The sequence below is a fragment of the Terriglobus albidus genome (genome assembly GCF_025685425.1).
GTDB lineage: Bacteria > Acidobacteriota > Terriglobia > Terriglobales > Acidobacteriaceae > Terriglobus > Terriglobus albidus.
This window is the reverse complement of record NZ_JAGTAS010000051.1, coordinates 166,815-190,706: the sequence shown is the minus strand read 5'-3', so window position 1 is coordinate 190,706 and position 23,892 is coordinate 166,815. Positions and strand designations below refer to the sequence as shown.

The window sequence follows — 23,892 nt, the reverse complement described above, 5'->3', positions numbered from 1 at the left end:
GCCTATGGCTCAGGATGACAATCGAAAATTTATGGTTTGTCATCCTGAGTGAAGGCGCAGCCGAAGCGAAGGACCCGCTTTTCTTTGCAGGATGTTATGGTGTATCACCACGCCTTAGACCGCAGATTGCATGCCGAAAGAAGAGCATCACTACTACGTCTATATCCTCGCGAATCGGTCTCGAACGCTTTATACCGGGGTCACCAATCAATTGGTCCGCCGTATTGAAGCGCATCGTGATGGCTCTGGAAGCGCGTTCACGAACCGGTATAGCATCCACCGGTTGGTCTATTTTGAGCACTTCACCGATATCCGGATGGCGATCCGCCGCGAGAAACAGATCAAGGGATGGCTACGAGTAAAAAAGGCCACCCTGATCGAGCAAAAGAACCCAACCTGGGAGGATTTGTATCCCACATTGTTCGTGCGGCTCCCTGTTCCGCAATATCAGGAGCCTGGGGTGAAGAAGAGTTCTGAAGGGTAAAAATGGAGATCCTGCAAAGGTGAAGCGGGTCCTTCGCTTCGGCTACGCCTACACTCAGGATGACAAGCGATAGAATTATCGGTTGTCATGGTCGCCACCAAACATATGAATTGTCATCCTGAGCCGTAGGCGAAGGACCTGCTGTTCTACCGCCTTAGCCTACGGCAGCTGCCGGACCTGGGTCCCCTGCGGAATCGTCAGCTCGAACTGATCGTTCTCCATCTCCTGATTGGGGGAAACTTTCGTGAGCGTCATCGCGATCTTGAGCTCGTCGAGCGGGCGTTCGATCGTGATCCGCGTCGGGAAATCGATATCCCCAAACTTCTGATAGCCCTCGTAGGTAGCGCGGGTAACGACCCGGCCTTCGCCGTCGTAGATATCCTGGGCATAGGGCAGCAGTGTGCTGCGCCCGATGTGGATCACGCGGTGAGTTGCGAGCTCCACGCCGCCGTTCTTCTGGGTGAAGAGGCTGACGTCGTAGTCCGGCTCCGAGACCATCTCTTTCTTTTTGGGGTCGGGCTGAATCATCCGCTCGTCAGAAGTGATGGCGACCAACTCTCCCGGCTGCACACCCTTGATCAGCAATGAGTCATAGAAGACTGCTGGGCGAAGGTTCTCGAGCGGATTTTTAGACGGCGTCGTTGCCACCTGATTGGTGCCGGTAATGGCGCGATTTTGCGGAGGGATTCGCATCTTGAAGGTTTTGCCGTCCGTAACCATGTCAAGAGCGGTTGTATGAAGCAGGGGCAACAGCAGAAGCACCCGCAGATCCTCCGGCTTGCGCAGCAGGATATAGCCGCTGAAGGTCGTATAGACCGTTACCTTGCCCTGCTTGCTGCCACCGGTGCTGGCCACGATGTCCACCGACGCGTTCATCGTCTTAATGGCGTCGAACCGTCCCTGGATCTGGTGGATCAGCTCATCCAGCGTGGCGGATTTGACGTTGGCGATCGGTGGGGCCTTTTGGACGCGGTAGGTATGCCGGAAACACCCGCTGGTCAACAACACCGCTCCCAGCAATACTCCAGCTCGCCACCGTACTCTCGTCATCCTGCCCAACCTGCCAAGTATATCGGGTCGCAGTTTGGCGCCCGAACGCATGTTCTTGAATTTACGCAGACTTCTCTTGGATGTTCCATCCACGGTCAAGGGTGCGCAGATTCGTTATTTCTGTCGTTTCCTGCCGGAAGCGTTGCCAGGCGCGGCGTGTTTTGGCGACTTGCTTTCATGCTTCGACGAAGCAGGCGCCCCCGGAGCTTCACCGCTGGCGCGGCGATAGGCCTGCACCTGCTCGGCGTGCTCCTTCAGGTCGGCGGAGAAGACGCTGTGCCCGGCCGCATCTGAAACAAAATAAAGGTAGTCCGTCTCGGCTGGATGCATTGCAGCCTTCAGCGCCGCAACGCCCGGGCTGGCAATCGGTCCCGGTGGCAGACCGGTATGCCGGTAGGTGTTGTAGGGGGAGTCGTAATCCAGGTCAGAACGGTAGATCGTGCCCCGCCACCGGTTGTCGAGCAGAGCGGCATAGATCACCGTGGGGTCGGTGGCCAGGGGTATCCCTTTCGCCAGCCGGTTGACGAAGACCCCGGCGACCAGGGGACGTTCGGTATCGACATTCACCTCTTTTTCGACCAGGGAGGCCATGGTGACGGTGCGGGCGACATCGGTGGTCAGTCCCAGGGCGGTGGCTTCACGACGGAAGCGCTTCACCATCGCAGCCTGCATCTGTTCCGGTGTTGCATGGCGAGAGAACTTGTAGGTCTCAGGGAAGAGGTACCCCTCCAGCGACTTCGCATCGGGGGAAAGGTCGCTGATCAGGGCGGTGTTCGCTCGGGCGGCAGCCAGGAACGCATCGGCCGTGCCCAGGCCGGCGTGCTGCACCGCAGTTGCGATATCGAAGAGGTTGTAACCCTCCGGAATAGTAACGGAGACCGTGTAGACATCACCGCGGGCCATACGGTCATAGACCTCGCGGACGGTTGCCGGATGGTCGAAGCGATATTCGCCGGCTTTCAGCGTACCGTGCTGATAGGTGTGCCAGGCCTCAAAGGCATAACGGCTGCGAACTACTCCGGCGCGTTCCAGGGAGCCCGCAATGCCGCGAACGCCGGTGCCGGCGGGGATATCGACGAAGTCGGTGGACGGGCCGAAGGGCGTCAGCAGGACATACGCTCCCGCTGCCGCGATCAACAACAAAATAAGGATCAGGACTCCGAGTACCTTCACGCCGCTCCTTCTACTTCTAAAGGGTTTGATTCAAGACCGCAGGCAGGCGTTCCCTGCCTGATGCTCCCTATCCTGGAATGTCCAGTAAAAGATCCATGGCCACATCACGGAATAATCAGGAACTGCTCCAGTTTGCCGTCGGTGGTGGTGAACGTGGACAGCCTGACCTCTTTGCCTCCGGCAAAGGTCACCGCGAAAATACGCAGAGTCATGCCTCCTCGCAGGCTTTCGTCCTGCTTGACGACAGACTTCACCTCACCCAGGGGGCCGAGGCTGGAGGAAAAGTCATCCAGTGCCTCCTGATTGAAATAAAAGTTGGCGTTGCCGGTAAAGAGTGAGCGGTCGATCTTGCCCTGCTGCAGGCCGGCAAGGATGGTCTTCACCTGGGTTTCAGGGCCGGCGGCAGCGTTCGGTCCTGGCGGCAGCAAGGCGCCGGCGATGCCGCGCGCAATCGCACCGGCGGCGGAACTGGCCTCCTGGTTGGTAAGGACGGCAATGGCGATCTTCTCATTCGGGAAAACGCTGTTGGAGGCAACGAAGCCGCCGACCTCGCCGGTGTGCGAGACGACGTGATGTCCGTTGCGATCGCCGACGGCGATTCCCAGGCCATAGTGGGTGTCGGTGCCGTCCTTCAGCTTGAAGCTGGTGGTCAGTTCACGATAGCTCTCCGGCTTGAGCAGCGTCTGGTTCATCACGCTGATATCCCAGGTCAGCAGGTCTTCTACCGGCATCGCCAGGTCGCCATCGGCGAAGTACCAGCCGGGAGCTTCCAGAGTAGCCTTGCGCAGTGGACCAAGTGCATTGCGGAAGTAGCCGGCAACCCGTAACTGAGCCTGATCGGTATTGAGATCGAGCACATGCTGCATATGCAGCGGTTCCAGGATGCGCTGACGGCGGAAGTCGGCGAACTTCATCCCGCTCGCTTTTTCCACGATCAGACCCGCGAGAACGAAGTTGGTGTTCGAGTACTGCCACTTCGTTCCCGGCTCGAAATCCAGCGGCTTCCCGGCCCAGGTCTGGACCAGCTTGAGCGGATCACCGGGCTTGGTCCATTCGGGAATGGTGTAATCCTGCGGAGCGTAGTCGGAGTAACCGGAGGTATGCGTCAGCAGGTTGCGCAGGGTGATGTCCTTCGCGCGAGTCAGCTCCGGAAACCACTTCGCCACCGGATCGTCGAGCTTGAGCTTGCCTTCCTCCTGCAGCAGCAGGATGCATGCCGCGGTGAACTGCTTACTGATAGAGCCAATGGCATAAGCCATCTCCGGCATGGCATCAGCGTTGATGTCGAGGCGCGATTTTCCGAAGGCAGTCGTGTAGACGATCGCACCGTCTTTCACAATGCCGATCGAGGCCGAGGGGACGCCGGTATCCTTCAGCACCTTCTGCGTGGTCTCGTCGATCTTCTGCTTAAGCTCCGGTGAGATCTCCTGTGCAGGCAAAGCCGCGCAGAGGGTCCACAGCGCCGCCGCGGCGAGAGTTCCGTAGGTTCTTGTCTGTATCGGCATCGGTTTTTCCATTAGACGCTGGATACGGTTGGCTTGTCTTTCGAGCCAAAGCGAAAGACAGAGATGACCTTGCTCATCACCCACTTGGGCAACGCAGAGGCTGCCATGTAGTTCCGCAGCTCCTCATAGCGGACTGCGCCCATGCTGTAGCCGATAAGAAGCCGCAGAAGGTCTTTATCGCGCTCGGCGGCGCGCACGATCTGGTCAATTCGGCCGGAGTCGTTGAACAGACGGCGCTGAATATCGACCGCATGTTCGAGTTCGCCGCCGACCTCCGCCTTCCATGCGCGTTCGTAGCTCTTCAACTGCGCTTCGGAGAAGTCATCGGCTTGAATGGCGGCGATCGCCGCTTCGGCAGCCAGAGCTCCCGAGGTCATCGCGTAGAAGATCCCTTCGGCGGTGAAGGCATTGACGAATCCGCCGGCGTCGCCTGCCAGAAGAACGCGGTGCGTATAGGTCTTCGCCAGCGGACCGCCGACAGGAATCGGGAATGCCTTATAGCCGTCCTTCTGTGTCTCGCCGGTGACGAAGCCCTTCTGCTTCATCTCTTCCACCCAGGCGGCATGATGCTCTTTGCCTTTGCCGCGCAGCTCTTCCAGGTAGTAATCGAGCTTGCACCCGAACCCGAGGTTACAGTGGTCGGTTTTGGGGAAGATGTAGCCGTAGCCGAAGGTCTTGGTCAGCGTGAGGAAAAGCGAAACCGTATCAGGCCGCGCTGCCTGCAGTCGGGTGACGGGCGTCTCCTCCATCATGTCGACAGCGTATTCGGAACGGATGTCTCCGACACGCAGGCCACTGTGGCGTGCGATGACCGAGTTAGCCGAGTCGCAGCCCAGAACCATCTTTGCGCGGAAGATGCGGCCATCCGTGGCTTCGAGCTCAATACCTTCCGCGAAAACGCGTAATGCCCGGACCGTGACGCCCAGCTCCACCGGCGCCACTGCCTGGGCGCGCCGGAAGAGAGCAGCGTCGAACTCCCAGCGGCGTATCAGGTACATGATGGGATCGGCTTGTTCCCAGGTCACGCCGGTGCCGTCGGGCGACTCCAGGTAGACACGACGGATAGGATTGGTGCCGATCTCGGAGAGGACGTCTCTGACATACGGAAAGCGTGTCAGCATGCGAGCAGAGAGGCCGCCTCCGCAGGGCTTTTCACGGGGGAAGGTGTCGGCTTTTTCCAACACGAGCACACGCACGCCGGCCTCGCCAAGGCATTTGGCAGCTGTGGACCCGGACGGACCGGCGCCCACCACAATCACATCAATGTCGTTCATAGATTTCGCTCCCAGATTACTAGGGCCGCCCTATCGTACCGCAGAGCTTTGTTTGTTCTCGATGCCGTGTACCATTGCGCCGAGGTCGATCGCGCATGAACCCCTTGACATTGAGTGTTTTGAAACGAATCGAAGCGGAAGGGGCAGAGAACGACAATCGCGAGTCAGAGCACGCCCGGAAGTGGCTCAATCTCGAACCTGAGACGGGGTCCCTCCTTTCGCTCCTTCTCAAACTCTCTCGCGTGCACAATGTCCTGGAGATCGGCACATCCACCGGCTACAGCACGATCTGTATCGCGTCCGTGCTCCAGGAACACGGTGGACGGGTGACGACGATTGAGCGTGATTCCGTCAAGCAGGCGAAGGCAAAGACAAATATTGCCGAAGCAGGTTTGTCAGATCATGTGGATTGGAAGCTGGGCGAGGCGACCGAGATCGTCGCAGCTCTGTCCGGCCCATACGACTGTGTGTTCTTCGACGCCGACCGTATCAGTGCTCCCGCTCAACTCGATCTGCTGTTGCCGAAGTTGTCTCGCCCCGCCCTGTTGCTCGCCGATAATGCGCTCTCCCATCCAGATCAAATTCGGGACTATCTCCGGCGTGTCGACGAGTTACCCGGCGTTGCCCATACTGTCATACCCATCGGAAAAGGATTGAGCGTCGCCTATCTTCCCTAAAAGGGATTGAGACCCGGATTGCTTCGATGGAAGGGCAAGATCGAGCTATCGGCGTAAGGTAAGCTTTTCGGGTACGGCATAGCAGGACCAGCCTGCTGAGCGCATGTGCTGATGCTGAATGCCCAACTCATTCCGGATACAGTTGCCCTGGTAACGCTGATCGCGCTGCTGGAGGTCTTTCGACGTCGTCACCCCCAGGAACGGGTGCGGCTGTGGCTGATCGGCATGCTCTGGATCTTCGTGGAATGCCTGGCGCGGATGTTTTACGAGCACCACGCTCCTTATCACCGGTTCCTCCACGTCGTTGCGCTGGACTCCTATGTGATCGCCGGAACGATCTTTGTCTACAGCGCGCACCGGAACGCAATTCCCTGGATCACCCGGTTTGTGGTGCACGCGGTCAACGTACTTCCCATTGTGGTTATCACTACGATGTACGGTGCGGAATATCGCGACAGCCTGGTTCCTTACTACGCATGTTGTGCTTTTGCGCTGGTCACCGGTGCACTGATGGCGACCATCTTTCGCAGCAGCCTGTCCAGCCGCCTGGGAACCTATCTCGTCTTCCGCATTCTCATCTGGGGACCGGCGATCGGCTTTCTGTATACGCACCAGGTCCGTTCCGCCGTGTACTGGCTGCTGGCGACTCTGTTTCTTGCCGCCGCTATCAGCATGCACCAGTCTCTGGAGCGCGGCGGCGCCGGCAAACTCGCCATCGTGGCGGGATTCACTCTCTGGGCCCTCTGTTTCGGCACGCATCCCTTCGTGAGTGACCACGGGTTCTGGGGACCTATCATGAGCCGGTTCTGGGACCTGCAGAAGTTCATCATCATGGTCGGCATGCTGATGGTCCTGCTCGATGAACAGATCGCCCACAGTCATTCGTTGGCGTTGCATGACGACCTGACCGGTCTGCCCAATCGCCGTCTGCTGGAAGACAGACTGGCCCAGGCGATGGCCCGGGCGGAGAGAAACGGAAGCAGTGCGGCGGTCATCATGCTGGATCTCAATGGCTTCAAACGGGTGAACGATACTCTCGGCCACGCCGCCGGCGACCAGATCCTGTGTCAGTTTGTGGAGGAGCTGAAGAAGGCGGTACGGGCTGCCGATACACTGGCGCGGTATGGCGGCGACGAATTCGTGGTGGTCGTCGGGGATATCGTCCGGGGCCAGCCCATGGACCGGTTAGTGGATGCGATGCGGCGAGCCGGAGCCAGAGACTATGAGGTGCAGGGACATACGTTTCACGTTGAAGCCGCGGTCGGTGCAGCGGTCTTTCCTCAGGACGCCTTTACGGTTGCGGAACTTCTGCGGTTCGCTGATGACCGCATGTATCGCGACAAGCCGCGGCGGCCGACCTCAGGCAGCATAAGCTCCCGCGACCTGGGCATTTCCATCGTGAAGTAGCAAGGCCGATCTCCAGGCGGCCGTCCAACGCTCCTTGCCCCAGCGTGACGAGCGTTCACCTTTCGCTAGAGAGGGGCACAGGCTCAAAGCGCTGAAGGCGCACCCCATACCAGCCTGGGGCAACGCCCCAGGTCTCAGGCCCAAACGCGAAAAGGGCTGAAGGCCCGCTCCATAATTCCGGCACTGAATCTAAACGTCCAACAAAGGGCGGGATATTCGATCGCTCGAACTCCTACGGCTCCAATCTCAAACCGCTACAACGTCATATCGGCGGCGCCATTGCTGGTACGGAGCGCCGCTTCAATCTGCGCATTAACGTTGGCCTGGGCGACTTCGGCGGTGACACGGATACCATTCATAATCGCGCGCTCATTGGAGCTGCCGTGGCCGATGGCGCACACGCCACGCACGCCCAGAAGCGGAGCTCCGCCGTACTCGGAATAATCGAGTTTGTGTCTGAAGTTGTTGAAGGCCTTGCGGGAGAGCAGCGCCCCGACCTGTGAGGTCACGGTCGACTTCAAAGAGTTCTTAAGCGAGGACGTGACCAACTTAACTAACCCCTCGCTGGTTTTGAGGGCGACATTGCCGGTAAAGCCGTCGCAGACCACGACGTCGGCGCGGCCGTTGTAGAGATCGCGGCCTTCCACGTTGCCGATGAAGTTCGGCCCCAGTAGATCGCGCAGCAGCGGCAGGGTCTCCCGGGTGAGCGCATTGCCCTTGGAGTCCTCCTCGCCGATCGACAGCAGGCCGACGGAAGTATCTCTGGTCTTCAGCACCTGCTCGCTGTAGACCTTGCCCATGATGGCGAAGTCCAGCAGGTTTTTCGGCTCCGAATCGACATTCGCGCCCACATCCAGCAGCAGGCACGGGAGTCCGGTCTGGGTCGGCAGAATCGTCGCCAGTGCCGGACGGTCCACACCTTCCAGGCTGCCCAGCACCATCTTGGCCGTGGCCATGGCGGCGCCCGTGTTGCCGGCGGTAAAGAAGCCGGCGGCGCGTCCCTCACGGACCATCTTCAGGCCGACACGCATGGAGGAGTCGCGCTTGGAGCGGACGGCCTGCGCCGCCTTATCCTCCATGCTGATCCATTCGCTGGCGTGAACGATCTCGATCGGTAGCCGTTCGCCGCGCAGATGCTGGTGGAGCGCAGGGCGCAAAACGTCCTGGGGTCCAACGAGGTGGACCCTGACCGGCAGATGACGGCAGGCAAGGATGGCCCCACGAAGCTCGGGCTCGGGGGCCTTATCAGAGCCCATCGCGTCCAGAACGATATCAATCAGCATTCAGCGCCAGGGGTCTCTTTCAGATGTCAGAAGTTAGGCTTCGCTCTTCACGGCGAGAACTTCGCGGCCCTTGTAGGTGCCGCACTTGGGGCACGCACGGTGGGGCAGCTTGCGCTCGTGGCAGTTCGGGCACTCGGAAACGCCCGTGGGAACGAGGAAGTCGTGGCTGCGGCGCTTCGCTGTGCGCTGCTTGGAGTGACGCCGTTTCGGATTCGGCATGGCAGTGTTCCTTTCACATCACCGCAGTGGCGCGCTCATCAGTACTCCGCGCGCTTCTACGGCACAATCCTTGAGATTTTCAAGATTTCAACCGGCTGGCCAGATCTGCGAGAGCGTTCCACCGCGGATCGACCGTACGGTCCTCGCAGTCGCAGCTTCCCTGATTCAGATTCTGTCCGCAACTCGGGCAAAGTCCTTTGCAGTCTTCGCGACAGAGCGTCCGTCCGGGCAGGGAGAGCAACACCTGTTCCCGCACGACGTCCTCCAGCACGAGGCCGCTCTCTTCATAATACCCGATTTCGGTCTCCGCCTCCGAAATGGATCGTTCTCCCTGCTCGCCATCCACCCCCGAGGGGCGGAACAGCAGGTCGAACTCGCCTTCAATGTGCTGCGGAACCGGGTCCACACACCGGGCACAGAGCACCTCGAAGTCACCGGAGTATTTGGCCCGCAGGCGGATATCCTGCACAATCTCGCGGGGCCCACGATGCTCCGCCAGCAGCTCAGCCCGGCCATTCACGGACAGACCGCCGATCTGGCGGACATCCGGAGCATAGTCCAGCGCGGGAAGCCTCTCGTCCAGCTCCAGTGGCTCTTTTTCCAGTAACAGCGGCGTAATGAGCACCAGCGTTTCTCCCTGTTCCATTATCTACCTAGTTGCTGGTTGCTAGTTGCTGGTTCCTAGTGACTGACAGCCCAGGCAAGCGCGACCTCCCTGTACTCATCGGTGATGTTTCGGAACTAGCAACCAGCAACTAGGAACTAGCAACTGGAAGTATGATTCCTTCACAATGCACCGCTACTTTGCCCTCCCTCTCGCCCTGAGCCTGACGGCGTTCGCTGCTGACAAGCCCTCCACGGCCAAGTCGGCGCAGCCCGCAGCCGAGACGCTCGACCTGGCCACCATCGCCCGTATCCGCGAGGAAGGCATCAGCCGGTCCCACGTGATGGAGTACGCGGCGGCGCTCTTCGACCTCTCCGGTCCGCGCCTGACCTTTTCGCCGGACTACCAGAAGGCCGCCGACTGGTCCGTCGAGCAGTTCAAGCACATGGGGCTCGTGAACGCGCATACCGAGAGCTTTGGCGAGACCGGTATGGGATGGCGCCAGATCGGCACCTCGGTGCTGATGACCCAGCCGGGAACCGCCACCATGCTCGCCCAGGCGGATCCATGGTCACCCGCGACCAAAGGCGAGATCACGGCCGAGGTGATTGCCGTACCCACATTGCACACACCGGCTGACCTCGATAAATGGAAGGGCAAGCTGGCCGGGAAGGTGGTTCTCTACGGAGATGCCCCGAAGACCTCACCCAATCCGCCGGCGCCGATCGAGAGCTACGATGCCGCCAAGCTGCAGCACTTGTCCGAATTCCCGTTGAACGGCGACCAGGGCGAGACGGATGTGCTTCCCACCGATCCCGACTACTGGTCCAAACGCTTTACGACCTTCAAAGAGGACCTCGCGAAGTTCTTTGCCAATGAGCATGCCGTCGCTGCCCTGATTCCCGGCGGAAGCAACGGAGCGCTGCATGACGACACCAGTACTGCGGGCTTTGGCTGGTTTGTCTTCAAGCCGGAACACCGGCAGATGATTCCCGGCGCAGTGATCAATACGGAATCGTTCCTGCGCATCTTTCGCTTGCTCGAACACAAGGTTCCCGTGAGCGTGCGCATCAACATCCAGACGGAGTTCACAGGCGACAAAGTGGACGGTCTGAACGTCATCGCCGACCTTCCCGGCGACGATCCCGCGGTAAAGGACCAGATCGTAATGGCAGGCGGGCATCTCGATAGCTGGATCGCCGGCACCGGCGCCACCGATGATGGCGCGGGTGTAGTGGTGGCGATGGAGGCGCTGCGCATTTTGAAGGCGCTCGATCTCAAGCCGCGGCGAACCATCCGTGTCGCCCTGTGGGGCGGTGAGGAACAGGGTATCTATGGCTCGCGCGGTTACGTCGTGAACCATCTGGCAAGCGTGAAGTATCCGGAGGGAGAGAAGTACAAGAACCTTCCTCCGTTCGTCATGCTGCCGAGCAGTGTCACTCCAAAGGCCGATTACGCGAACTTCGATGCCTACTTCAACATGGACAACGGCACCGGCAAGTTCCTCGGCATTTTTGCCGAAGGCAACAGTGAAGCCGCGAACATCTTCCGCCAATGGATGGAGCCGGTAAAAGACCTTGGCTTTACCACCATCTCAGAGCGCGCGACCGGCGCGACCGATCACGTGAGCTTCGACCAGGCCGGCCTGCCGGGTTTCCAATTCATTCAGGATCCTCGCGACTACGAGACCCGCACCCATCACACCGCACTCGACACCTACGAGCGTCTCTCAGAACCAGACCTGCGCCAGGCAGCAACCATCATGGCGATCTTCCTATGGAACGCAGCCCAGCGGGACGCCATGATGCCGAGGAAGACAGTGAACCTCAGTGTGCCGAAGCCGCTCGAAGGGTTGTATCCAACCGCGAAGTAAGCGGCTGGTTTGTTGAATGGTTGAATCGTTGAATAGTTGAATGGTCTCGTTGCCCCAGTCCTATTGGCTGAGGCTGGCATTGGTGTCCTAACAGGCACGGCCCTCAGCGGCTGAAGCCGCGTTTTTCCCGGATGTTTTTCCGGCACGGCTGAAAGCCGTGCCCTTAAGCAAACGGTTCGCGCGTGGCGCGAATGTCTCATTCTTCGCTTTACGAAGAATGAGAAGCAGAAGCAGGTCCTTCGCTTTGTCACCCCAGCGAACAAAGTTCGCCGGGGACCCCGGCTCGCTCAGGATGACAGGTCAAAAGTTCCTCTCACCCAAGCCTCAACCAGCAACTAGCAACCAGCAACTAGTCTCACCCACCCGTACGTCTTCAACTTTCAACTTTGAAACTCTTCAACTTACTTCACGACGTCGTGTGATCCACCACGATCTTCCATCCCGCATCCGTCTTCTCCATCACCAGCGAAAAGACACCTTCCGCATTCCCACCATCCTGCTTCTTCCGCTCCAGATGGAACCTGCCCAGCACCACCGCAAAGTTCTCATCAAGCTGTTTCACATCGAAATCACTGAAGCTCAGCGTCCCCATCGCGGCCTTCGTCGGATAGCTCCTGCGGTAGTTATCCGCCAGCTCCGCAAATCCCTTATGCACGCCACGGCTGACGAAGATCGTCTCCGGCGAGTCTTTGTAGCCGGTCAGAAATCCATCAATATCCCCTGCGTTCCAGGACCGTTCCTGCGCGAGCAGCACCTTGATGCAGTCCAATGTCTGCTGGGGTACGGTTCCCAACTGGGCAGGTGCAAGGGTGGCAGAGGCAAAGATCAGGGCGAGCAAAATACGGCGCATGACTAGAATGTATCTATGCCCCACGCGCAGGCCAATACGAAAGTGGTGCACGCCGTTTGTTCGCATGACTGCCCGGACTCCTGTGGTGTCCTGGTGACGGTCGACACGCTGACCGGACGCGCTGTCAAGATGCAGGGCGATCCCTCGCATCCGGTGACCCGCGGCTTTCTCTGCGGCAAGGTCGCCAAGTATCTCGACCGTGTTTATTCGCCGGATCGCCTGCTCTATCCCATGCGCCGCCGCGCGGACGTTCCCAAAGGTCCGCTGGAGAAGGGCAACGAAGCTGCGGTCTTCGAGCGCATCTCCTGGGATGAGGCGCTGGATCTCGTGGCTGGGCGCCTGAAGACCATCACGGAGACGTACGGGCCGGAGGCAGTACTGCCCTATTCCTATGCGGGCACTATCGGCCAGTTGGGCTATGGCTCCATGGACCGCCGCTTCTTTCATCGTCTGGGAGCCTCGCAGCTCGATCGCACCATCTGCGCCAGCGCCGGCGGCGCCGCAATGATTAGCGTCTACGGCGTAAAGCTCGGTGTTGAGCCGCAGGACTTCGCCCATGCACGCTACATCATCGCCTGGGGTGCGAACATTCACGGCAACAACATCCATCTGTGGCCCTTCATCGAACAGGCGCGCCGCAATGGAGCAAAACTGATCGTCATCGATCCGTATAAGACCCGCACCGCGGCTCTGGCGGACTGGCACATCGCCATCCATCCGGGAACGGATACCGCGCTGGCGCTCGGCATGATGCATGTCATTGTGCGCGACGGCCTCGAGAACAAGGAGTACATCGCCCGCTGCACGCACGGCTTCGATGACCTCAAGCGCCATGTGCTGCAACCGGAATACGCTCCGGCACAGGTGGAGAAGGTTACAGGTGTAGCCGCCGCCGATATCGAGCGCCTGGCGCGGGAGTATGCGCGTGCGGTGCCCTCGGCGATTCGGTTGAACTATGGTATCCAGCGCAGCGAGAACGGCGGCGCCGGCGCTCGCGCGGTGCTGATGTTGCCCCTTCTGACCGGAGCGTGGATGCATCGCGGCGGCGGGGTACAGCTTTCGACCTCAGGCTCATTCCCCTTCAATTCGGCGCGCCTGCAGATGCCGGAGCTGATGCTGGCCAGTCCGCTGAAGCGTGAGGCGCGCGTGGTGAATATGTCCCAGCTCGGTCAGGCGCTGACAGAGCTGAACGATCCCCCCGTGAAGGCGATGTTTGTCTACAACAGCAATCCCGCGGCGGTAGCTCCGAATCAGAACGCGGTGCTGCGCGGCATGGCTCGCGAAGACCTCTTCACCGTGGTGCATGAGCAGTTCTTCACCGACACGGCCGATTACGCAGATGTCCTGCTGCCCGCACCGACCTTCCTGGAAGTGAAAGACACGCAGGGTGCCTACGGGCATCTCTTCGCACAGCTTTCCACACCAGCCATCGCACCGCTGGGCGAGGCGAAGTCGAATGTATGGCTCTTCGGTCAGCTGGGCCAGCGCATGGGATTTCCAGAGGTCTGCTTCCACGACACCGAAGATGACCTGATCGCGCAGGCGTACGAGACCTCGCATCCTTGGTTTGCCGGAATTACGCCGGAGCGCCTGGAGAAGGAGGGCCATGTCCGGCTGAATCTGCCGGAAGGTCATCCATTTTCTTCGCCGGAGTGGTTCCGTACGCCATCAGGAAAAGGCGAGTTTTCTTCCGCGGCGATCGCCGAGGCGGGAAGCGATGCCCTTCCAACCTTCCACGCTCCCAGCGAGTCACGGCTAAGTCCGCAGGCCGCGATCTATCCGCTGGAGTTTCTGCCGCGTAAGGCCGACAACTACATGAACTCCACCTTTGCCAACCTGGAGAGCCACCAGAAGCTGGAGTCCGGACGAATCGGCGTGCTGGAGATGCATCGCACCGACGCCGCCCAGCGCGGCATCGCCAGCGGTGATATGGTGGAAATCTTTAACGATCGCGGACGGATGCAGCTTACCGCTCACGTCGACGGCACGGTGCCGGAGGGCGTGGTGGCCGCGCGTCTCTCCTGGAATAAGACACATGCGGAGGGTCAGGGCATCAATCTGCTGACCAGCGAACGCCTCACCGATATCGGCGGGGGCCCGACTTTTTATTCCACATTGGTTGAAGTTCGCAAATCCTGCGTCTAACGACAGGTGAAGCGATTCCTTCGTGAGACCGGCGCCTGGCTTCTGATCCTTATCGGAGTGGTAGGCTGTGTCCTGCCCGTAATCCCTGGAATTCCTCTCCTGATCGCCGGTCTGGCTGTCTTAGCAGTAGACCGCCTCTGGGCGGCACGGCTTCTGGAACGCGTGAAGGAAAAGTGGGGGAAGGCAAAGAGCAAGGTAAGGATGCCGCAAAAGGTTGAATAGTTGAATGGTGAAACGCACCCCAGTCGCTCATTGGCGGAACAATTCAACAATTCAACCATTCAACCATTCAACCCCTCCTTTACCAGTTCCACCGCTTCCTCCCTCACCTCATCTCCAAAACCACTCAACCAATGAACATCCTGATCGCGGCGGAACCAGGTGAGCTGGCGCTTCGCGTAGTTGCGGTGGCCCTGTTGTGCGGCAGCGATGGCCTCTTCGCGAGTCATGGAGCCTTGTAGCAGGGCAAGCGCCTGGGCGTAGCCCAATGAGGTCAAGGGCCGGACGTCGGCGCCATATTCCTGCGCAAGCATTGCGGTTTCTTCTACGAGGCCGTGTTCGAACATAGCGGCGGCGCGGCGGTTGATGCGGTCGTAAAGCAGCGTGCGGTCAGGATTCAGACCGAGGCGCACAATGCGGTACCCGGTGAGCGGGTCGCGGCCCTGCTGCTGCCAGGCCTCGGTCATCGGCGTCCTTGCGGCGAGACAGACCTCGATGGCGCGAATCAGCTTCGGAGTGTCATTCGCGTGGATGCTCTCCGATGCCTTGCGATCCAGACGCATGAGCAGGCGATGCAGATACTCGCTGCCACGAGCGGCAGCACGCTGACGCAGCCGCTCCCGCAGTTCCTCGTCGCGCTGCGGGCCTGCAAAGAGGCCATCGGTAAGCGCCCGCAGATACAGGCCGGTGCCTCCGCTGACAATCGGCAGGTGGCCGCGTGCGGTAATCTCGGCAATCGCAGCACGTGCCTCACGGCTGTAGTCGCCTGCGGTGCAGGGCTCATCGGGGTTACGGATGTCGATCAGATGATGAGGAACGGCGGCACGCTCCTCCAGCGATGGCTTCGCTGATCCGACATCCATGCCGCGATAGACCGATACCGAATCACAGCTCACGATCTCGCCGCCGAAGCGTTGCGCGAGGTGAATACCGAGAGCGGTTTTGCCGCTTGCCGTCGGACCGACGAGCACGACCAACAGAGGCTCTACCATGCCTTCCACCATCCGGCCCCCAGCGTGTGATGGTGATGCGCACGCCACAGAGCCACGGCGATCACCAAAAGAGCCAGCAGAAGAAGACCGCGCGCGATAGAGGTTAACGCATCAGGCTTCATTGCACGGGCATGTTGTAGAAGAAGCCGCAGCGCAGCTCAAGGTAGGGACCTTTGAACTCCTTGGGTAACGGCGGAAACTGTCCTTCGGCGGTGATGGCGCCCCATGCGGCTTTGTCGAGCGCGACATCGCCGGACTTGGTCTCCAGCAGAATGTTGCCGATGCGGCCGTCAGGAAGAATTACGAAGCGAATACCAGTGACGCCTTGTTTCAGGATCGGCGCACGGACCGACTCAGGAATCAGTGGATCCCAGTTACGCTGGATGTCGTTCCGCAGGCGGCGCATGTACGGGCCGAAGTCCACGCCCATGGTGTCGGAGAGAATCTCAGCGCCAGCCTGCAGGCCCGGATGTTGCGGGTTCGCGTTCTGCCCATAATTGCCGCCGCCACCGCCACTCCGGGCCGCCTGTGCGGCCTGCTGCACGAGATTGCCGAATCCGGTAGCTGCGCGATTGGTATTGAAATTAGGCTTAGGCGCATCCAGAGCCGCCTGCTGCTGTGGCGGAGGCTGATGCTGGGGCAACGGCGTAGAAGGAAGTGGCTGCTGCTGTGCCTGTTGCGGCGCCGGCTGCTGTGGAGCCGGAGCAGGTGCAGGGGCTGCCTGCTGCGGAGCAGGCTGGGGCGCGGGAGGCGCCTGTACCGGAGCCGGCGGCGCAGAGCGCTGCATGGCCTGCAACTGCTGCAAGGTCTTCTTATCGAGTGTCGGCGTCTTCGTCTGGGCGACGCGGTCCTTGTCACTGATGATGTCCGTGGGTTTCTTCGGCAGCTTCTTGCTCACATCCGGCGGCAGATCGAGGTAGCGCAATTCCTTGTCGCGCTCCTTCAGAGCATCCACAACCGAGATCACTTTGCCCTGGTGGAAGAGCACTCTTGGGCCATAGAGCATGAACCAGCCAAGGATGAGCCAGACGATGACCGAGATATAGATCGACTCACGGAAGCGCGCCCGGGCGCGTTCATCGTCGATCTCATCCATCAGGTGGAGCAGCTCATGGTGCTCCATCTCGTCGTAGCGGCGAGCTTTGCGGCCGCTAAGCTCCGGCGAAGGAGCGTTGGGTGGCGTTTCCACTGGCGTCATCTTGAGATAAGACTTCTACTGCGGACGGGAAGTCTCGCCGACAGTTGACCTTCTCGCTATTTTCTCACCCCCCTCCCCATACTTCTTAACTCAGCCCCGTACAATGACCGGGTGCGCGCCACAGTCATTACCGTTTCCGACAGCAGCTTCGCCGGCCAAAGGCCGGATCTTTCCGGTCCCCAGGTGAGGAAGATGCTTGAAGCGGCAGGGTTTACGGTCGAGCAGCGGCTGGTTCCGGACGATGTGGAGGCCATTACAGCCACCCTGCGGGAGGCGGCGCAGGCGGTGCAACTCGTAGTTACCACCGGGGGAACGGGCCTGGCGGAGCGGGATGTCACGCCGGAGGCGACCCGCTCTGTGTGCACGCGTCTGGTTCCCGGTCTGGCGGAACGTATGCGCGCTGAGGGCGCAAAAAAGACACCGCTGGCGGCACTCAGCCGGGGTGTCTGTGGCATCCTCGACCGCACGCTGGTCATCAACCTTCCGGGAAGCCCCATCGGCGCCCAGGAGTCGCTGGAGACGGTGCTTCCTCTTCTGCCGCATGCCCTCGAACTTCTGGCGGGGCATACCGACCACGCTGGCTTGAACCGATAACGCCCCGGCGTGGAATCGATGAAGCCAACCGGGCACGCTAATGGGCACGATAAAATGGGACTTCCGTGAAATCTTCGCCTTCAGCACTTATTCACAAGTTTCTTGCCTGGCTGCTCAAATTGCTGTTGCCGCTCGGCTTCTGGGGTATCGGCGCTCTGGCGCTCATCGATTCGGCCACCATCCCGGTCCCGATCGACGCTTTGCTCATCGCCTATGTCGTCCACGACCATCCCAAGTCGTTCCTGTTTGTGCTGCTGGCTGCGGCGGGTTCCGCCATTGGAAGCCTGGTCCCCTTTTTCGTCGGCCGTGCCGGCGGAGAGCTGTTTCTGCTGAAGCGGATCAACCGCAAGCGTTACGAGCAGCTCCGCGACCGCTTTGAGCGTCAGGAGTTCCTGGCCATCATGATTCCTGCCATGCTGCCGCCCCCGACACCGATCAAGCTCTTCGAGTTTGCCGCCGGTGTCTTCGAGATGCGCACGGCGGCGTTCTTCCTGGCGATCTTCCTGGGCAAGTTCCTGCGCTTCGGAGCCGAGGCCCTCATCACGATCCTCTACGGCCCTCAGATTATCGACACCGCCGGCAACATGATTCATGAGCACACCGGCTATGTCATCGGTATTGGCGGCCTCCTCGTGCTGTTGGTGGGCTTCTGGATTGTGCGCAAACTCTTCGACCGCCGCAAGGGCGACCGTTTTCCGGTGGAGGAGAACGGCACGGCTGAACCGGGAACCAATTGAAGAATTGAATAAGTAAAAAATTGAATAGTGTCCCTGCAGCTTCGGTGCTCTGGTTTATTCAATTATTCCGTTATTCAATCATTCAATAAAATAGGGGTTTCATGAACACCCCCCGTATTGCCATCCCCATTCCCTGGTCGACCGATGCAGCCTACTCCCAGCGTGCGTGGCCGCAGTATGCTGAGGCGCTTCGGCGTTGCGGAGCCGAGCCGGTCCCGGTGCCGCTGGACAGCACCAACGCTGAGATTGCCAGGATTGCCAACAGTTGTCAGGCCTTTCTTCTGCCCGGCAGCGGCGCCGATGTGAATCCGCAGAAGTATGGTCAGTCGCGCGATCCTGAGACCGCCGATGCCGACCCCGCGCGCGAAAACGTCGATGAGTTGCTGCTGCAGGATGCGCACAACATGCACAAGCCTCTGCTCTGTATCTGCTTCGGCGTGCAGATGCTGAACGTATGGCGCACAGGATCGCTCGTGCAGCATGTGGAAGGCACCGGGATCGATCATCGTGCCGGCCGCGAAGTGATGGAAGCTCATCCAGCCGAAGTTGCAGCCGATTCGATGCTGGGTGCAATCGTCGCGGCAACCGGCGTTCCGGAGCACGAACACATGCTCACCCTGCCGGTGAACAGCAGCCATCACCAGGCGCTGCAGGATCCCGGCGATGGCCTTCGGATCGTGGCGCGGTGCCCCGTGGACGGCGTCATTGAGGCCGTAGAAGGTGGCCAGCATCCCGGACATTTTGTGCTGGGAGTGCAATGGCATCCGGAGCGTACCTTCGATCACTCACCTGCCTCGCGTGCAATCTTTGAGCGCTTCGTCGAAGAGGCACGGCAGTGGAAGCCGCGCGAGATCAAGGACTCCATCGCATGACCGTCGATGTCGCCCGCGTCATCAGCCAGACACGCAAGTTGGTGGAGATCGAGTCACCATCCGACGATAAAGCCGCCGTTGATCGCTGCAACGATGCTCTGTTGGAGCTTGCCGCCGGGCTGCAGCCGCAGATTAAGCGCCACCGGCAGAAGCAGCATGGTGACCTGCTGGAGCTGCGTTTCGGCCCAAAACGCAGAGGACGCAAGCCGGTTGTCCTCCTCGGCCATCTCGATACCGTATGGCCCATCGGCACACTGAAGACGATGCCCTGGCGGCGGACAGCAACGCATTTGTACGGCCCAGGCGTGCTGGACATGAAGCTCGGCGTCGTGATGGCGTTGGAAGCATTGCGTGCCTCCGAATTGCAACGTGAGGTGGTGTTGCTGCTCGTCTCCGACGAGGAGATCGGCAGTCCTGCTTCACGGCCCATCACGGAGAAGATCGCACAGACGGCCGAAGCGGTTTTTGTACTGGAGCCGGCACAGGCCCCGAACTGGGCCTATAAGACACAGCGTAAGGGTATCGGCAACTACCGTATTGCGGTAACCGGCGTCAGCGCGCATGCAGGCGTAGATCCTGAGAAGGGCCACTCAGCGACGCTGGAGCTCTCGCGGCAGTTATTGAAGCTCGCTGAGCTGAACGATCTGAAGCGCGGCATCACGTTGAACGCCGGCGTCATCGGCGGCGGCACCAAGTCGAACGTGATCGCCGCCGAGGCGTGGGCCGAGATCGACTTGCGAATCCCAACCATGCGCGATGGAGAACGCATCGACCGCAAGCTGCGTGCACTGAAAGCAATGGACAAGGCATGTACAGTGACCGTCACCGGCGGCATCAATCGTCCTCCCATGGAACGCTCTGCGGGCACGGTGCGGCTCTACCGGCAGGCGAAAAAGCTCGCCGCTGGCCTCGGCTTCTCGCTCGATGAAGCAGCAACCGGCGGAGGCTCAGACGGTAACTTCACCGCCCCCTTCGCTCCAACGCTCGATGGCATGGGCGCTGTCGGCATCGGCGCTCACGCAGCACACGAACAGACCGAGATTGCCCACATAGCCCCACGCACCAATCTGCTCGCGCAGATGGTTGCTAGTTGCTAGTTCCTGGTTGCTAGTTGAGCCACCGAATGGGTGCCCCATATCTCGGCTAGGCCGAGATGTGGGCATTCGCGCTACGCGCGAACCTGCTTTTTGGTTTGTCATTTCGTAGCTCCAAACGGGAGCGGAGAAATCTGCTTCTCTACCAGTACTCTTTCGGTGCCCAGGAGGGAAAAGCGTCTCGCTCCGCGAGACATCCCACCCAATCACGATGTGATGGATGGGGCACCCAGTTCTGTGGTCCTCTAAAAACTCTTCAAAAGATTCGCCACCGCCGCAATCGGCAAACCGACAACATTGGAATAGTCCCCTTCAATCCGAGGAATAAACCGCGCGGCGCTTCCCTGGATCCCATACGCCCCGGCCTTATCCATCGGCTCCCCAGTAGCGATGTACTCCGCAATCTCCTGCTCGGTCATCACCTGGAAGAAGACGCTGGTCGTTTCGGCATGGGTCACCGCTTTCTGAAACGACAGCAGCGCAACTCCGGTGACCACCTGATGCACCCGCCCGCTCAGAGCGCGCAGCATCACGGTGGCGTCAGCGGGGCTTGTTGGTTTTCCCAGCAACGTGTTGTCGAGTGTCACGGTAGTATCGGCGCCCAGCACCACCAGATCGTGTTCACAGGGATGCCTGGCGAGCACGATCTGCGCCTTCTCACGGGCCAGGCGGGTGGTATAGGCGATCGGATCTTCTCCGGGATACTGCGACTCGTTGATGTCAGCCGTCTCCACAGTGAAGGTAATGCCGGCCTGGGTTAGAAGTTCCCGGCGACGAGGAGAGGCGGAGGCAAGAATCAAACGCATATGTCTATTGAATAACCAAATGAGTGAAGCATTGAAACGATTGAAGAAAATGAAGAATTGAAGGATCGAAGCTTCAGCTTGTTGTGTCGCCTTCATCGCTCCACTGGTAAAAACTCAGGGAAGCGTCCCCTTGTTTGAGCACGCGCGTGCGTTCCAGGTTGCCGACGCGCGCCGGGAGCTCCACCTTGCTGCGATGTTCGGCGACGACCCGGGCTCCATCGTTCAGCAGCTCTTCATGCGAGCCCAGAAAGCCCAGGGTGCGTTCGTACTCCTGTGCCATATCCCATGGAGGATCAAGGAAGATAAGGTCAATCGCGGTCTTTTCCCTGGCGAGTTTGGACAGAAGAGTCGAAACGCCGCTGTTGTCGACGACCGCTCCCTCCGCTCCCAGTGCCCGCAGGTTGGCCCGTAGCGTGGCCAGGGCGGGCGAAGACTTTTCCGCAAACCAGACGCGGCGTGCCCCGCGGCTCAGCGCCTCCAGGCCCACAGCGCCGGAGCCGGCGTATAAATCCAGCACACGCAAGCCCGTACAGTCCTGTCCCAGCACGTTAAAGAGCGTCTCGCGCAGACGGTCGCTCGTCGGCCTGGTTGCCTCGCTTTTCGGCGCCGCAATCTGCCTAGATCTCCACTTCCCACCGATGATCCTCATCCCGTGACTACAATAAACCTCATGCGCTCCTGGTCCATCCCGCTCGGCCGTTGGTTCGGCGTAGAGATACGTATGCACACCTTCTTCGTGCTGCTGCTCGCGCTCTCGGTGAGCTGGGCTTCGATGTCGAACCATAACGGCATGCGCGGTGTCGCCCTTTGGCTGATTCTCGTCTTCGCCGTGGTGGTGCGTGAGATCGCACGGCTGCTGGCTTGCTCGTGGTTCAACCTGGAGCTGCGTTCCATCCAGCTGCTGCCCACCGGCGGCCTGATCCAGTTCGCCACCGCCGACTCCATGGAGCGCGCCAACGAAGGCGCCGTTCAACGCAAGATCGCCATCGTCGGACCGATCACCAGCTTCCTCTTCGGGGCTGTTATCGGCCTGCTGATCTTCGCGGCCACACCGAACGTGGACATGCTGAGCCGCCCGTGGATTACACCCTTCCACCTGCTGCGCGCCGCTTTCTGGATTCAGCTTCTATTGGGCGCCATCAATCTGCTGCCGGCATGGCCGCTCGATGCGGGCCGCGTGCTGCGTGGTGAATTCTCTCGCTCCCGCGGACTGGCCGGCGGCACCCGCGCCGCGGTCGGCTTCGGCCAGATGATCGCACTGGTGATGATCATCGCCGGCATCGTCACCTTCAACATGTGGCTTCTGCTGATTGGCGCTTTTGTCCTGATCGGCGCACAGATGGAAGATCACGGCCTCATGCTGCAGAGCTCGGTCGATACGGTGCTGATGCGCGATGTCATGCTGACCGAGTTCGCCACCCTCTCCGCTTCCGACACGCTGGAAGACGCGTTGGAAAAGTCGATCCACTCCATGCAGGATGTCTTCCCTGTGACTCGTGGCAATAACCTCGTGGGCGTCATCAGCCGGCAGAGCATCCTGGAGGCCCTGCAATCCGAGGGCAACGGCTATGTGCAGGCAATCATGTCGCGGGCCTTCCATACAGCACAGTCCAGCGACTCGCTGGTGCAGACACTCCGCCGCATGATGGGCCCACGCGCCCAGGCCCAGCTCGTCCCCGTGCTCGACGGTGAGCGGATCGTAGGCATCATCACACCGCAGAATCTAAATCAATCGATGAGCCTGCTTGCCCTCAAGCGCCGCATGCGCAACTTTGAGGAGCAGCAGTCGTGAGTGAGCCTGCGCCGCTGGCGCCGGGCCTCTATCTCGTCGCTACGCCGATCGGCAACCTGGAAGACATCACGTTACGAGCGCTGCGGGTCTTGCAGTCGGTCGACCGCATCGCCTGCGAAGACACACGCCAGACGCAAAAGCTGTTGAACCACTTCCAGATCCAGAAGCCGACCATCAGCTATCACCAGCACAATGAACGTTCACGTAGCGATGAGTTGTTGTCCGCGCTGCAGTCCGGGCAACGTATCGCTATCGTCTCCGACGCCGGCACGCCGGGCATCGCTGACCCAGGCGCTGAAGTGGTCGCGGCAGCAATCGCAGCCGGCATTCCGGTCTACCCAATTCCAGGAGCAAACGCCGCGATCTCCGCGCTCATTGCCAGCGGTCTGTCGACTGAAAGCTTCACCTTTCATGGATTTCTGCCACCCAAGGCAGGCCAGCGCCGAACGCAGTTAGAGTCGCTCATGCTCAACGGCACAACGCACATCTTCTACGAAGCTCCCCACCGCATCGTGGAGACTCTGGAAGACGTGGCAGCAGTCTTTGGTCCGGAGCATCCGGTAGCGCTCGCACGCGAGCTGACCAAGTTGCATGAAGAACACCTGCGCGGCATTGTCATTGACGTGCTGAAAGCTCTCAAAAACCGTGACGCAATCCGAGGAGAGTTCGTCCTGCTGCTCAGCGGAGAACGTCCTGCAGAAGAGGCTGCACAAGCCGCACCGGCCTCCATCGCGTCGACTGTCGAGACCCTGATGAAACAAGGCTTCTCCGAGAAAGACGCCCTCAAACAGGTAGCCCGCGACCGCAACATGGGCAAGAGCGAAGTCTACCGCCAGTGGCAACGCGAAAAGACCCGCCGCTAAAGGCGGACGGAAATGATTGAAGAATTGAATGATTGAATAATCCAGCCCATACACCGGGTGCCCATATCTCGGCCACGCTGAGATGTGGGTATTCACGCTTCGCGCGAACCGCTTTTTTTGTGATCCCACCTGGGTGCCCCACCCTCACGGAGTGAGGGTGGGCAAGGAAGCCACAAAAGTT

24 protein-coding genes are annotated in these 23,892 nt (G+C 60.1%); 12 read left to right on the top strand and 12 right to left on the bottom strand.

What is annotated here, in order from left to right; genetic code table 11:
• Positions 1–130 precede the first annotated feature (130 nt).
• Positions 131–484: a GIY-YIG nuclease family protein gene (locus OHL21_RS11225; RefSeq protein WP_263417360.1), complete on the top strand. Its 354-nt coding sequence runs from the start codon at positions 131–133 to the stop codon at positions 482–484.
• A gap of 159 nt (positions 485–643) precedes the next feature.
• On the opposite strand, the gene OHL21_RS11220 is transcribed toward OHL21_RS11225, so the two are convergent.
• From OHL21_RS11220 to OHL21_RS11205, 4 genes are all read right to left on the bottom strand, one after another.
• Positions 644–1,534, bottom strand: a complete 891-nt coding sequence (locus tag OHL21_RS11220) for a LolA-like protein (RefSeq protein WP_263417359.1) — start codon at positions 1,532–1,534, stop codon at positions 644–646.
• A 114-nt stretch (positions 1,535–1,648) separates the two neighbouring features.
• A complete protein-coding gene (gene mltG, locus OHL21_RS11215) occupies positions 1,649–2,707 on the bottom strand; it encodes an endolytic transglycosylase MltG (protein ID WP_263417358.1) in 1,059 nt (352 codons plus the stop codon).
• Positions 2,708–2,811: 104 nt separating this feature from the next.
• Complete coding sequence (locus OHL21_RS11210; protein WP_263417357.1) at positions 2,812–4,212, bottom strand: serine hydrolase domain-containing protein; 1,401 nt, start codon at positions 4,210–4,212, stop codon at positions 2,812–2,814.
• Positions 4,213–4,223: 11 nt separating this feature from the next.
• Positions 4,224–5,486, bottom strand: a complete 1,263-nt coding sequence (locus tag OHL21_RS11205) for an NAD(P)/FAD-dependent oxidoreductase (protein WP_263417356.1) — start codon at positions 5,484–5,486, stop codon at positions 4,224–4,226.
• A 95-nt stretch (positions 5,487–5,581) separates the two neighbouring features.
• Here OHL21_RS11205 and OHL21_RS11200 point away from each other — a divergent pair, with 95 nt between their 5' ends.
• On the top strand, positions 5,582–6,163 hold the full coding sequence (locus tag OHL21_RS11200) for an O-methyltransferase (RefSeq protein ID WP_263417355.1): 582 nt from the start codon (positions 5,582–5,584) through the stop codon (positions 6,161–6,163).
• A gap of 111 nt (positions 6,164–6,274) precedes the next feature.
• The gene (locus tag OHL21_RS11195) at positions 6,275–7,570 is read left to right on the top strand and encodes a GGDEF domain-containing protein (RefSeq protein ID WP_263417354.1); all 1,296 of its coding nucleotides are present in this window, start codon (positions 6,275–6,277) and stop codon (positions 7,568–7,570) included.
• A gap of 254 nt (positions 7,571–7,824) precedes the next feature.
• On the opposite strand, the gene plsX is transcribed toward OHL21_RS11195, so the two are convergent.
• The 3 genes from plsX to OHL21_RS11180 form a co-directional block, all read right to left on the bottom strand.
• Positions 7,825–8,853 (bottom strand): phosphate acyltransferase PlsX, encoded by a 1,029-nt coding sequence (gene plsX, locus OHL21_RS11190; RefSeq protein WP_263417353.1) that lies wholly within the window; start codon positions 8,851–8,853, stop codon positions 7,825–7,827.
• Positions 8,854–8,886: 33 nt separating this feature from the next.
• The gene (rpmF, locus tag OHL21_RS11185; protein ID WP_147646345.1) at positions 8,887–9,072 is read right to left on the bottom strand and encodes a 50S ribosomal protein L32; all 186 of its coding nucleotides are present in this window, start codon (positions 9,070–9,072) and stop codon (positions 8,887–8,889) included.
• A gap of 79 nt (positions 9,073–9,151) precedes the next feature.
• Complete coding sequence (locus OHL21_RS11180) at positions 9,152–9,718, bottom strand: YceD family protein (protein WP_263417352.1); 567 nt, start codon at positions 9,716–9,718, stop codon at positions 9,152–9,154.
• 145 nt (positions 9,719–9,863) lie between these two features.
• On the opposite strand from OHL21_RS11180, the gene OHL21_RS11175 reads away from it, so the two are divergent.
• Positions 9,864–11,549, top strand: a complete 1,686-nt coding sequence (locus tag OHL21_RS11175; protein WP_263417351.1) for a M20/M25/M40 family metallo-hydrolase — start codon at positions 9,864–9,866, stop codon at positions 11,547–11,549.
• Between the two features lie 406 nt (positions 11,550–11,955).
• On the opposite strand, the gene OHL21_RS11170 is transcribed toward OHL21_RS11175, so the two are convergent.
• Positions 11,956–12,399 carry a YybH family protein gene (locus OHL21_RS11170; protein WP_263417350.1) on the bottom strand — a complete coding sequence of 148 codons (444 nt, stop codon included), beginning with the start codon at positions 12,397–12,399 and terminating at the stop codon, positions 11,956–11,958.
• A 15-nt stretch (positions 12,400–12,414) separates the two neighbouring features.
• On the opposite strand from OHL21_RS11170, the gene OHL21_RS11165 reads away from it, so the two are divergent.
• Positions 12,415–14,544, top strand: a complete 2,130-nt coding sequence (locus OHL21_RS11165) for a molybdopterin-containing oxidoreductase family protein (protein ID WP_263417349.1) — start codon at positions 12,415–12,417, stop codon at positions 14,542–14,544.
• Positions 14,545–14,550: 6 nt separating this feature from the next.
• Positions 14,551–14,766, top strand: a complete 216-nt coding sequence (locus OHL21_RS11160) for a PGPGW domain-containing protein (RefSeq protein WP_263417348.1) — start codon at positions 14,551–14,553, stop codon at positions 14,764–14,766.
• A gap of 59 nt (positions 14,767–14,825) precedes the next feature.
• Here the strand turns inward: OHL21_RS11160 and miaA are convergent, their stop codons facing one another.
• Both miaA and OHL21_RS11150 read right to left on the bottom strand, forming a co-directional pair.
• Positions 14,826–15,755: a tRNA (adenosine(37)-N6)-dimethylallyltransferase MiaA gene (gene miaA / locus OHL21_RS11155; protein ID WP_263417347.1), complete on the bottom strand. Its 930-nt coding sequence runs from the start codon at positions 15,753–15,755 to the stop codon at positions 14,826–14,828.
• A gap of 118 nt (positions 15,756–15,873) precedes the next feature.
• Complete coding sequence (locus OHL21_RS11150) at positions 15,874–16,953, bottom strand: TonB C-terminal domain-containing protein (RefSeq protein WP_263417346.1); 1,080 nt, start codon at positions 16,951–16,953, stop codon at positions 15,874–15,876.
• A gap of 111 nt (positions 16,954–17,064) precedes the next feature.
• On the opposite strand from OHL21_RS11150, the gene OHL21_RS11145 reads away from it, so the two are divergent.
• The 4 genes from OHL21_RS11145 to OHL21_RS11130 all read left to right on the top strand — a co-directional run bounded on the left by OHL21_RS11145 (position 17,065) and on the right by OHL21_RS11130 (position 20,253).
• Positions 17,065–17,547, top strand: a complete 483-nt coding sequence (locus OHL21_RS11145) for a MogA/MoaB family molybdenum cofactor biosynthesis protein (protein WP_317889971.1) — start codon at positions 17,065–17,067, stop codon at positions 17,545–17,547.
• 65 nt (positions 17,548–17,612) lie between these two features.
• The gene (locus OHL21_RS11140; RefSeq protein ID WP_263417345.1) at positions 17,613–18,284 is read left to right on the top strand and encodes a YqaA family protein; all 672 of its coding nucleotides are present in this window, start codon (positions 17,613–17,615) and stop codon (positions 18,282–18,284) included.
• Positions 18,285–18,385: 101 nt separating this feature from the next.
• A complete protein-coding gene (locus OHL21_RS11135; RefSeq protein ID WP_263417344.1) occupies positions 18,386–19,156 on the top strand; it encodes a gamma-glutamyl-gamma-aminobutyrate hydrolase family protein in 771 nt (256 codons plus the stop codon).
• Positions 19,120–20,253 carry a M20 family metallopeptidase gene (locus tag OHL21_RS11130; protein WP_263417343.1) on the top strand — a complete coding sequence of 378 codons (1,134 nt, stop codon included), beginning with the start codon at positions 19,120–19,122 and terminating at the stop codon, positions 20,251–20,253. The genes OHL21_RS11135 and OHL21_RS11130 overlap by 37 nt, the downstream gene beginning before the upstream one ends.
• Before the next feature lie 242 nt (positions 20,254–20,495).
• Here the strand turns inward: OHL21_RS11130 and OHL21_RS11125 are convergent, their stop codons facing one another.
• Together OHL21_RS11125 and rsmD are read right to left on the bottom strand one after the other, a co-directional pair.
• A complete protein-coding gene (locus OHL21_RS11125; RefSeq protein WP_263417342.1) occupies positions 20,496–21,056 on the bottom strand; it encodes a Maf family protein in 561 nt (186 codons plus the stop codon).
• Positions 21,057–21,129: 73 nt separating this feature from the next.
• On the bottom strand, positions 21,130–21,705 hold the full coding sequence (gene rsmD / locus OHL21_RS11120; protein WP_263417341.1) for a 16S rRNA (guanine(966)-N(2))-methyltransferase RsmD: 576 nt from the start codon (positions 21,703–21,705) through the stop codon (positions 21,130–21,132).
• A gap of 21 nt (positions 21,706–21,726) precedes the next feature.
• Here rsmD and OHL21_RS11115 point away from each other — a divergent pair, with 21 nt between their 5' ends.
• Together OHL21_RS11115 and rsmI are read left to right on the top strand one after the other, a co-directional pair.
• Positions 21,727–22,848, top strand: a complete 1,122-nt coding sequence (locus OHL21_RS11115; protein WP_263417340.1) for a CBS domain-containing protein — start codon at positions 21,727–21,729, stop codon at positions 22,846–22,848.
• Positions 22,845–23,711: a 16S rRNA (cytidine(1402)-2'-O)-methyltransferase gene (rsmI, locus tag OHL21_RS11110; RefSeq protein ID WP_263417339.1), complete on the top strand. Its 867-nt coding sequence runs from the start codon at positions 22,845–22,847 to the stop codon at positions 23,709–23,711. Before OHL21_RS11115 ends, rsmI begins: the two co-directional genes overlap by 4 nt.
• Positions 23,712–23,892 lie beyond the last annotated feature (181 nt).

Excerpts from the sequence above, each read along its gene's own strand:
- OHL21_RS11210 (WP_263417357.1), bottom strand. The coding sequence starts at position 4,212 with ATGCCGATACAGACAAGAACCTACGGAACTCTCGCCGCGGCGGCGCTG.
- OHL21_RS11225 (WP_263417360.1), top strand. The coding sequence starts at position 131 with ATGCCGAAAGAAGAGCATCACTACTACGTCTATATCCTCGCGAATCGG.
- OHL21_RS11125 (WP_263417342.1), bottom strand. The coding sequence starts at position 21,056 with ATGCGTTTGATTCTTGCCTCCGCCTCTCCTCGTCGCCGGGAACTTCTA.
- OHL21_RS11135 (WP_263417344.1), top strand. The coding sequence starts at position 18,386 with ATGAACACCCCCCGTATTGCCATCCCCATTCCCTGGTCGACCGATGCA.
- OHL21_RS11170 (WP_263417350.1), bottom strand. The coding sequence starts at position 12,399 with ATGCGCCGTATTTTGCTCGCCCTGATCTTTGCCTCTGCCACCCTTGCA.
- OHL21_RS11115 (WP_263417340.1), top strand. The coding sequence starts at position 21,727 with ATGCGCTCCTGGTCCATCCCGCTCGGCCGTTGGTTCGGCGTAGAGATA.
- OHL21_RS11220 (WP_263417359.1), bottom strand. The coding sequence starts at position 1,534 with ATGACGAGAGTACGGTGGCGAGCTGGAGTATTGCTGGGAGCGGTGTTG.
- OHL21_RS11200 (WP_263417355.1), top strand. The coding sequence starts at position 5,582 with ATGAACCCCTTGACATTGAGTGTTTTGAAACGAATCGAAGCGGAAGGG.
- OHL21_RS11205 (WP_263417356.1), bottom strand. The coding sequence starts at position 5,486 with ATGAACGACATTGATGTGATTGTGGTGGGCGCCGGTCCGTCCGGGTCC.
- OHL21_RS11150 (WP_263417346.1), bottom strand. The coding sequence starts at position 16,953 with ATGACGCCAGTGGAAACGCCACCCAACGCTCCTTCGCCGGAGCTTAGC.
- OHL21_RS11165 (WP_263417349.1), top strand. The coding sequence starts at position 12,415 with ATGCCCCACGCGCAGGCCAATACGAAAGTGGTGCACGCCGTTTGTTCG.
- miaA (WP_263417347.1), bottom strand. The coding sequence starts at position 15,755 with ATGGTAGAGCCTCTGTTGGTCGTGCTCGTCGGTCCGACGGCAAGCGGC.
- rsmD (WP_263417341.1), bottom strand. The coding sequence starts at position 21,705 with ATGAGGATCATCGGTGGGAAGTGGAGATCTAGGCAGATTGCGGCGCCG.
- OHL21_RS11175 (WP_263417351.1), top strand. The coding sequence starts at position 9,864 with ATGCACCGCTACTTTGCCCTCCCTCTCGCCCTGAGCCTGACGGCGTTC.
- OHL21_RS11180 (WP_263417352.1), bottom strand. The coding sequence starts at position 9,718 with ATGGAACAGGGAGAAACGCTGGTGCTCATTACGCCGCTGTTACTGGAA.
- OHL21_RS11195 (WP_263417354.1), top strand. The coding sequence starts at position 6,275 with ATGCTGAATGCCCAACTCATTCCGGATACAGTTGCCCTGGTAACGCTG.
- rpmF (WP_147646345.1), bottom strand. The coding sequence starts at position 9,072 with ATGCCGAATCCGAAACGGCGTCACTCCAAGCAGCGCACAGCGAAGCGC.
- plsX (WP_263417353.1), bottom strand. The coding sequence starts at position 8,853 with ATGCTGATTGATATCGTTCTGGACGCGATGGGCTCTGATAAGGCCCCC.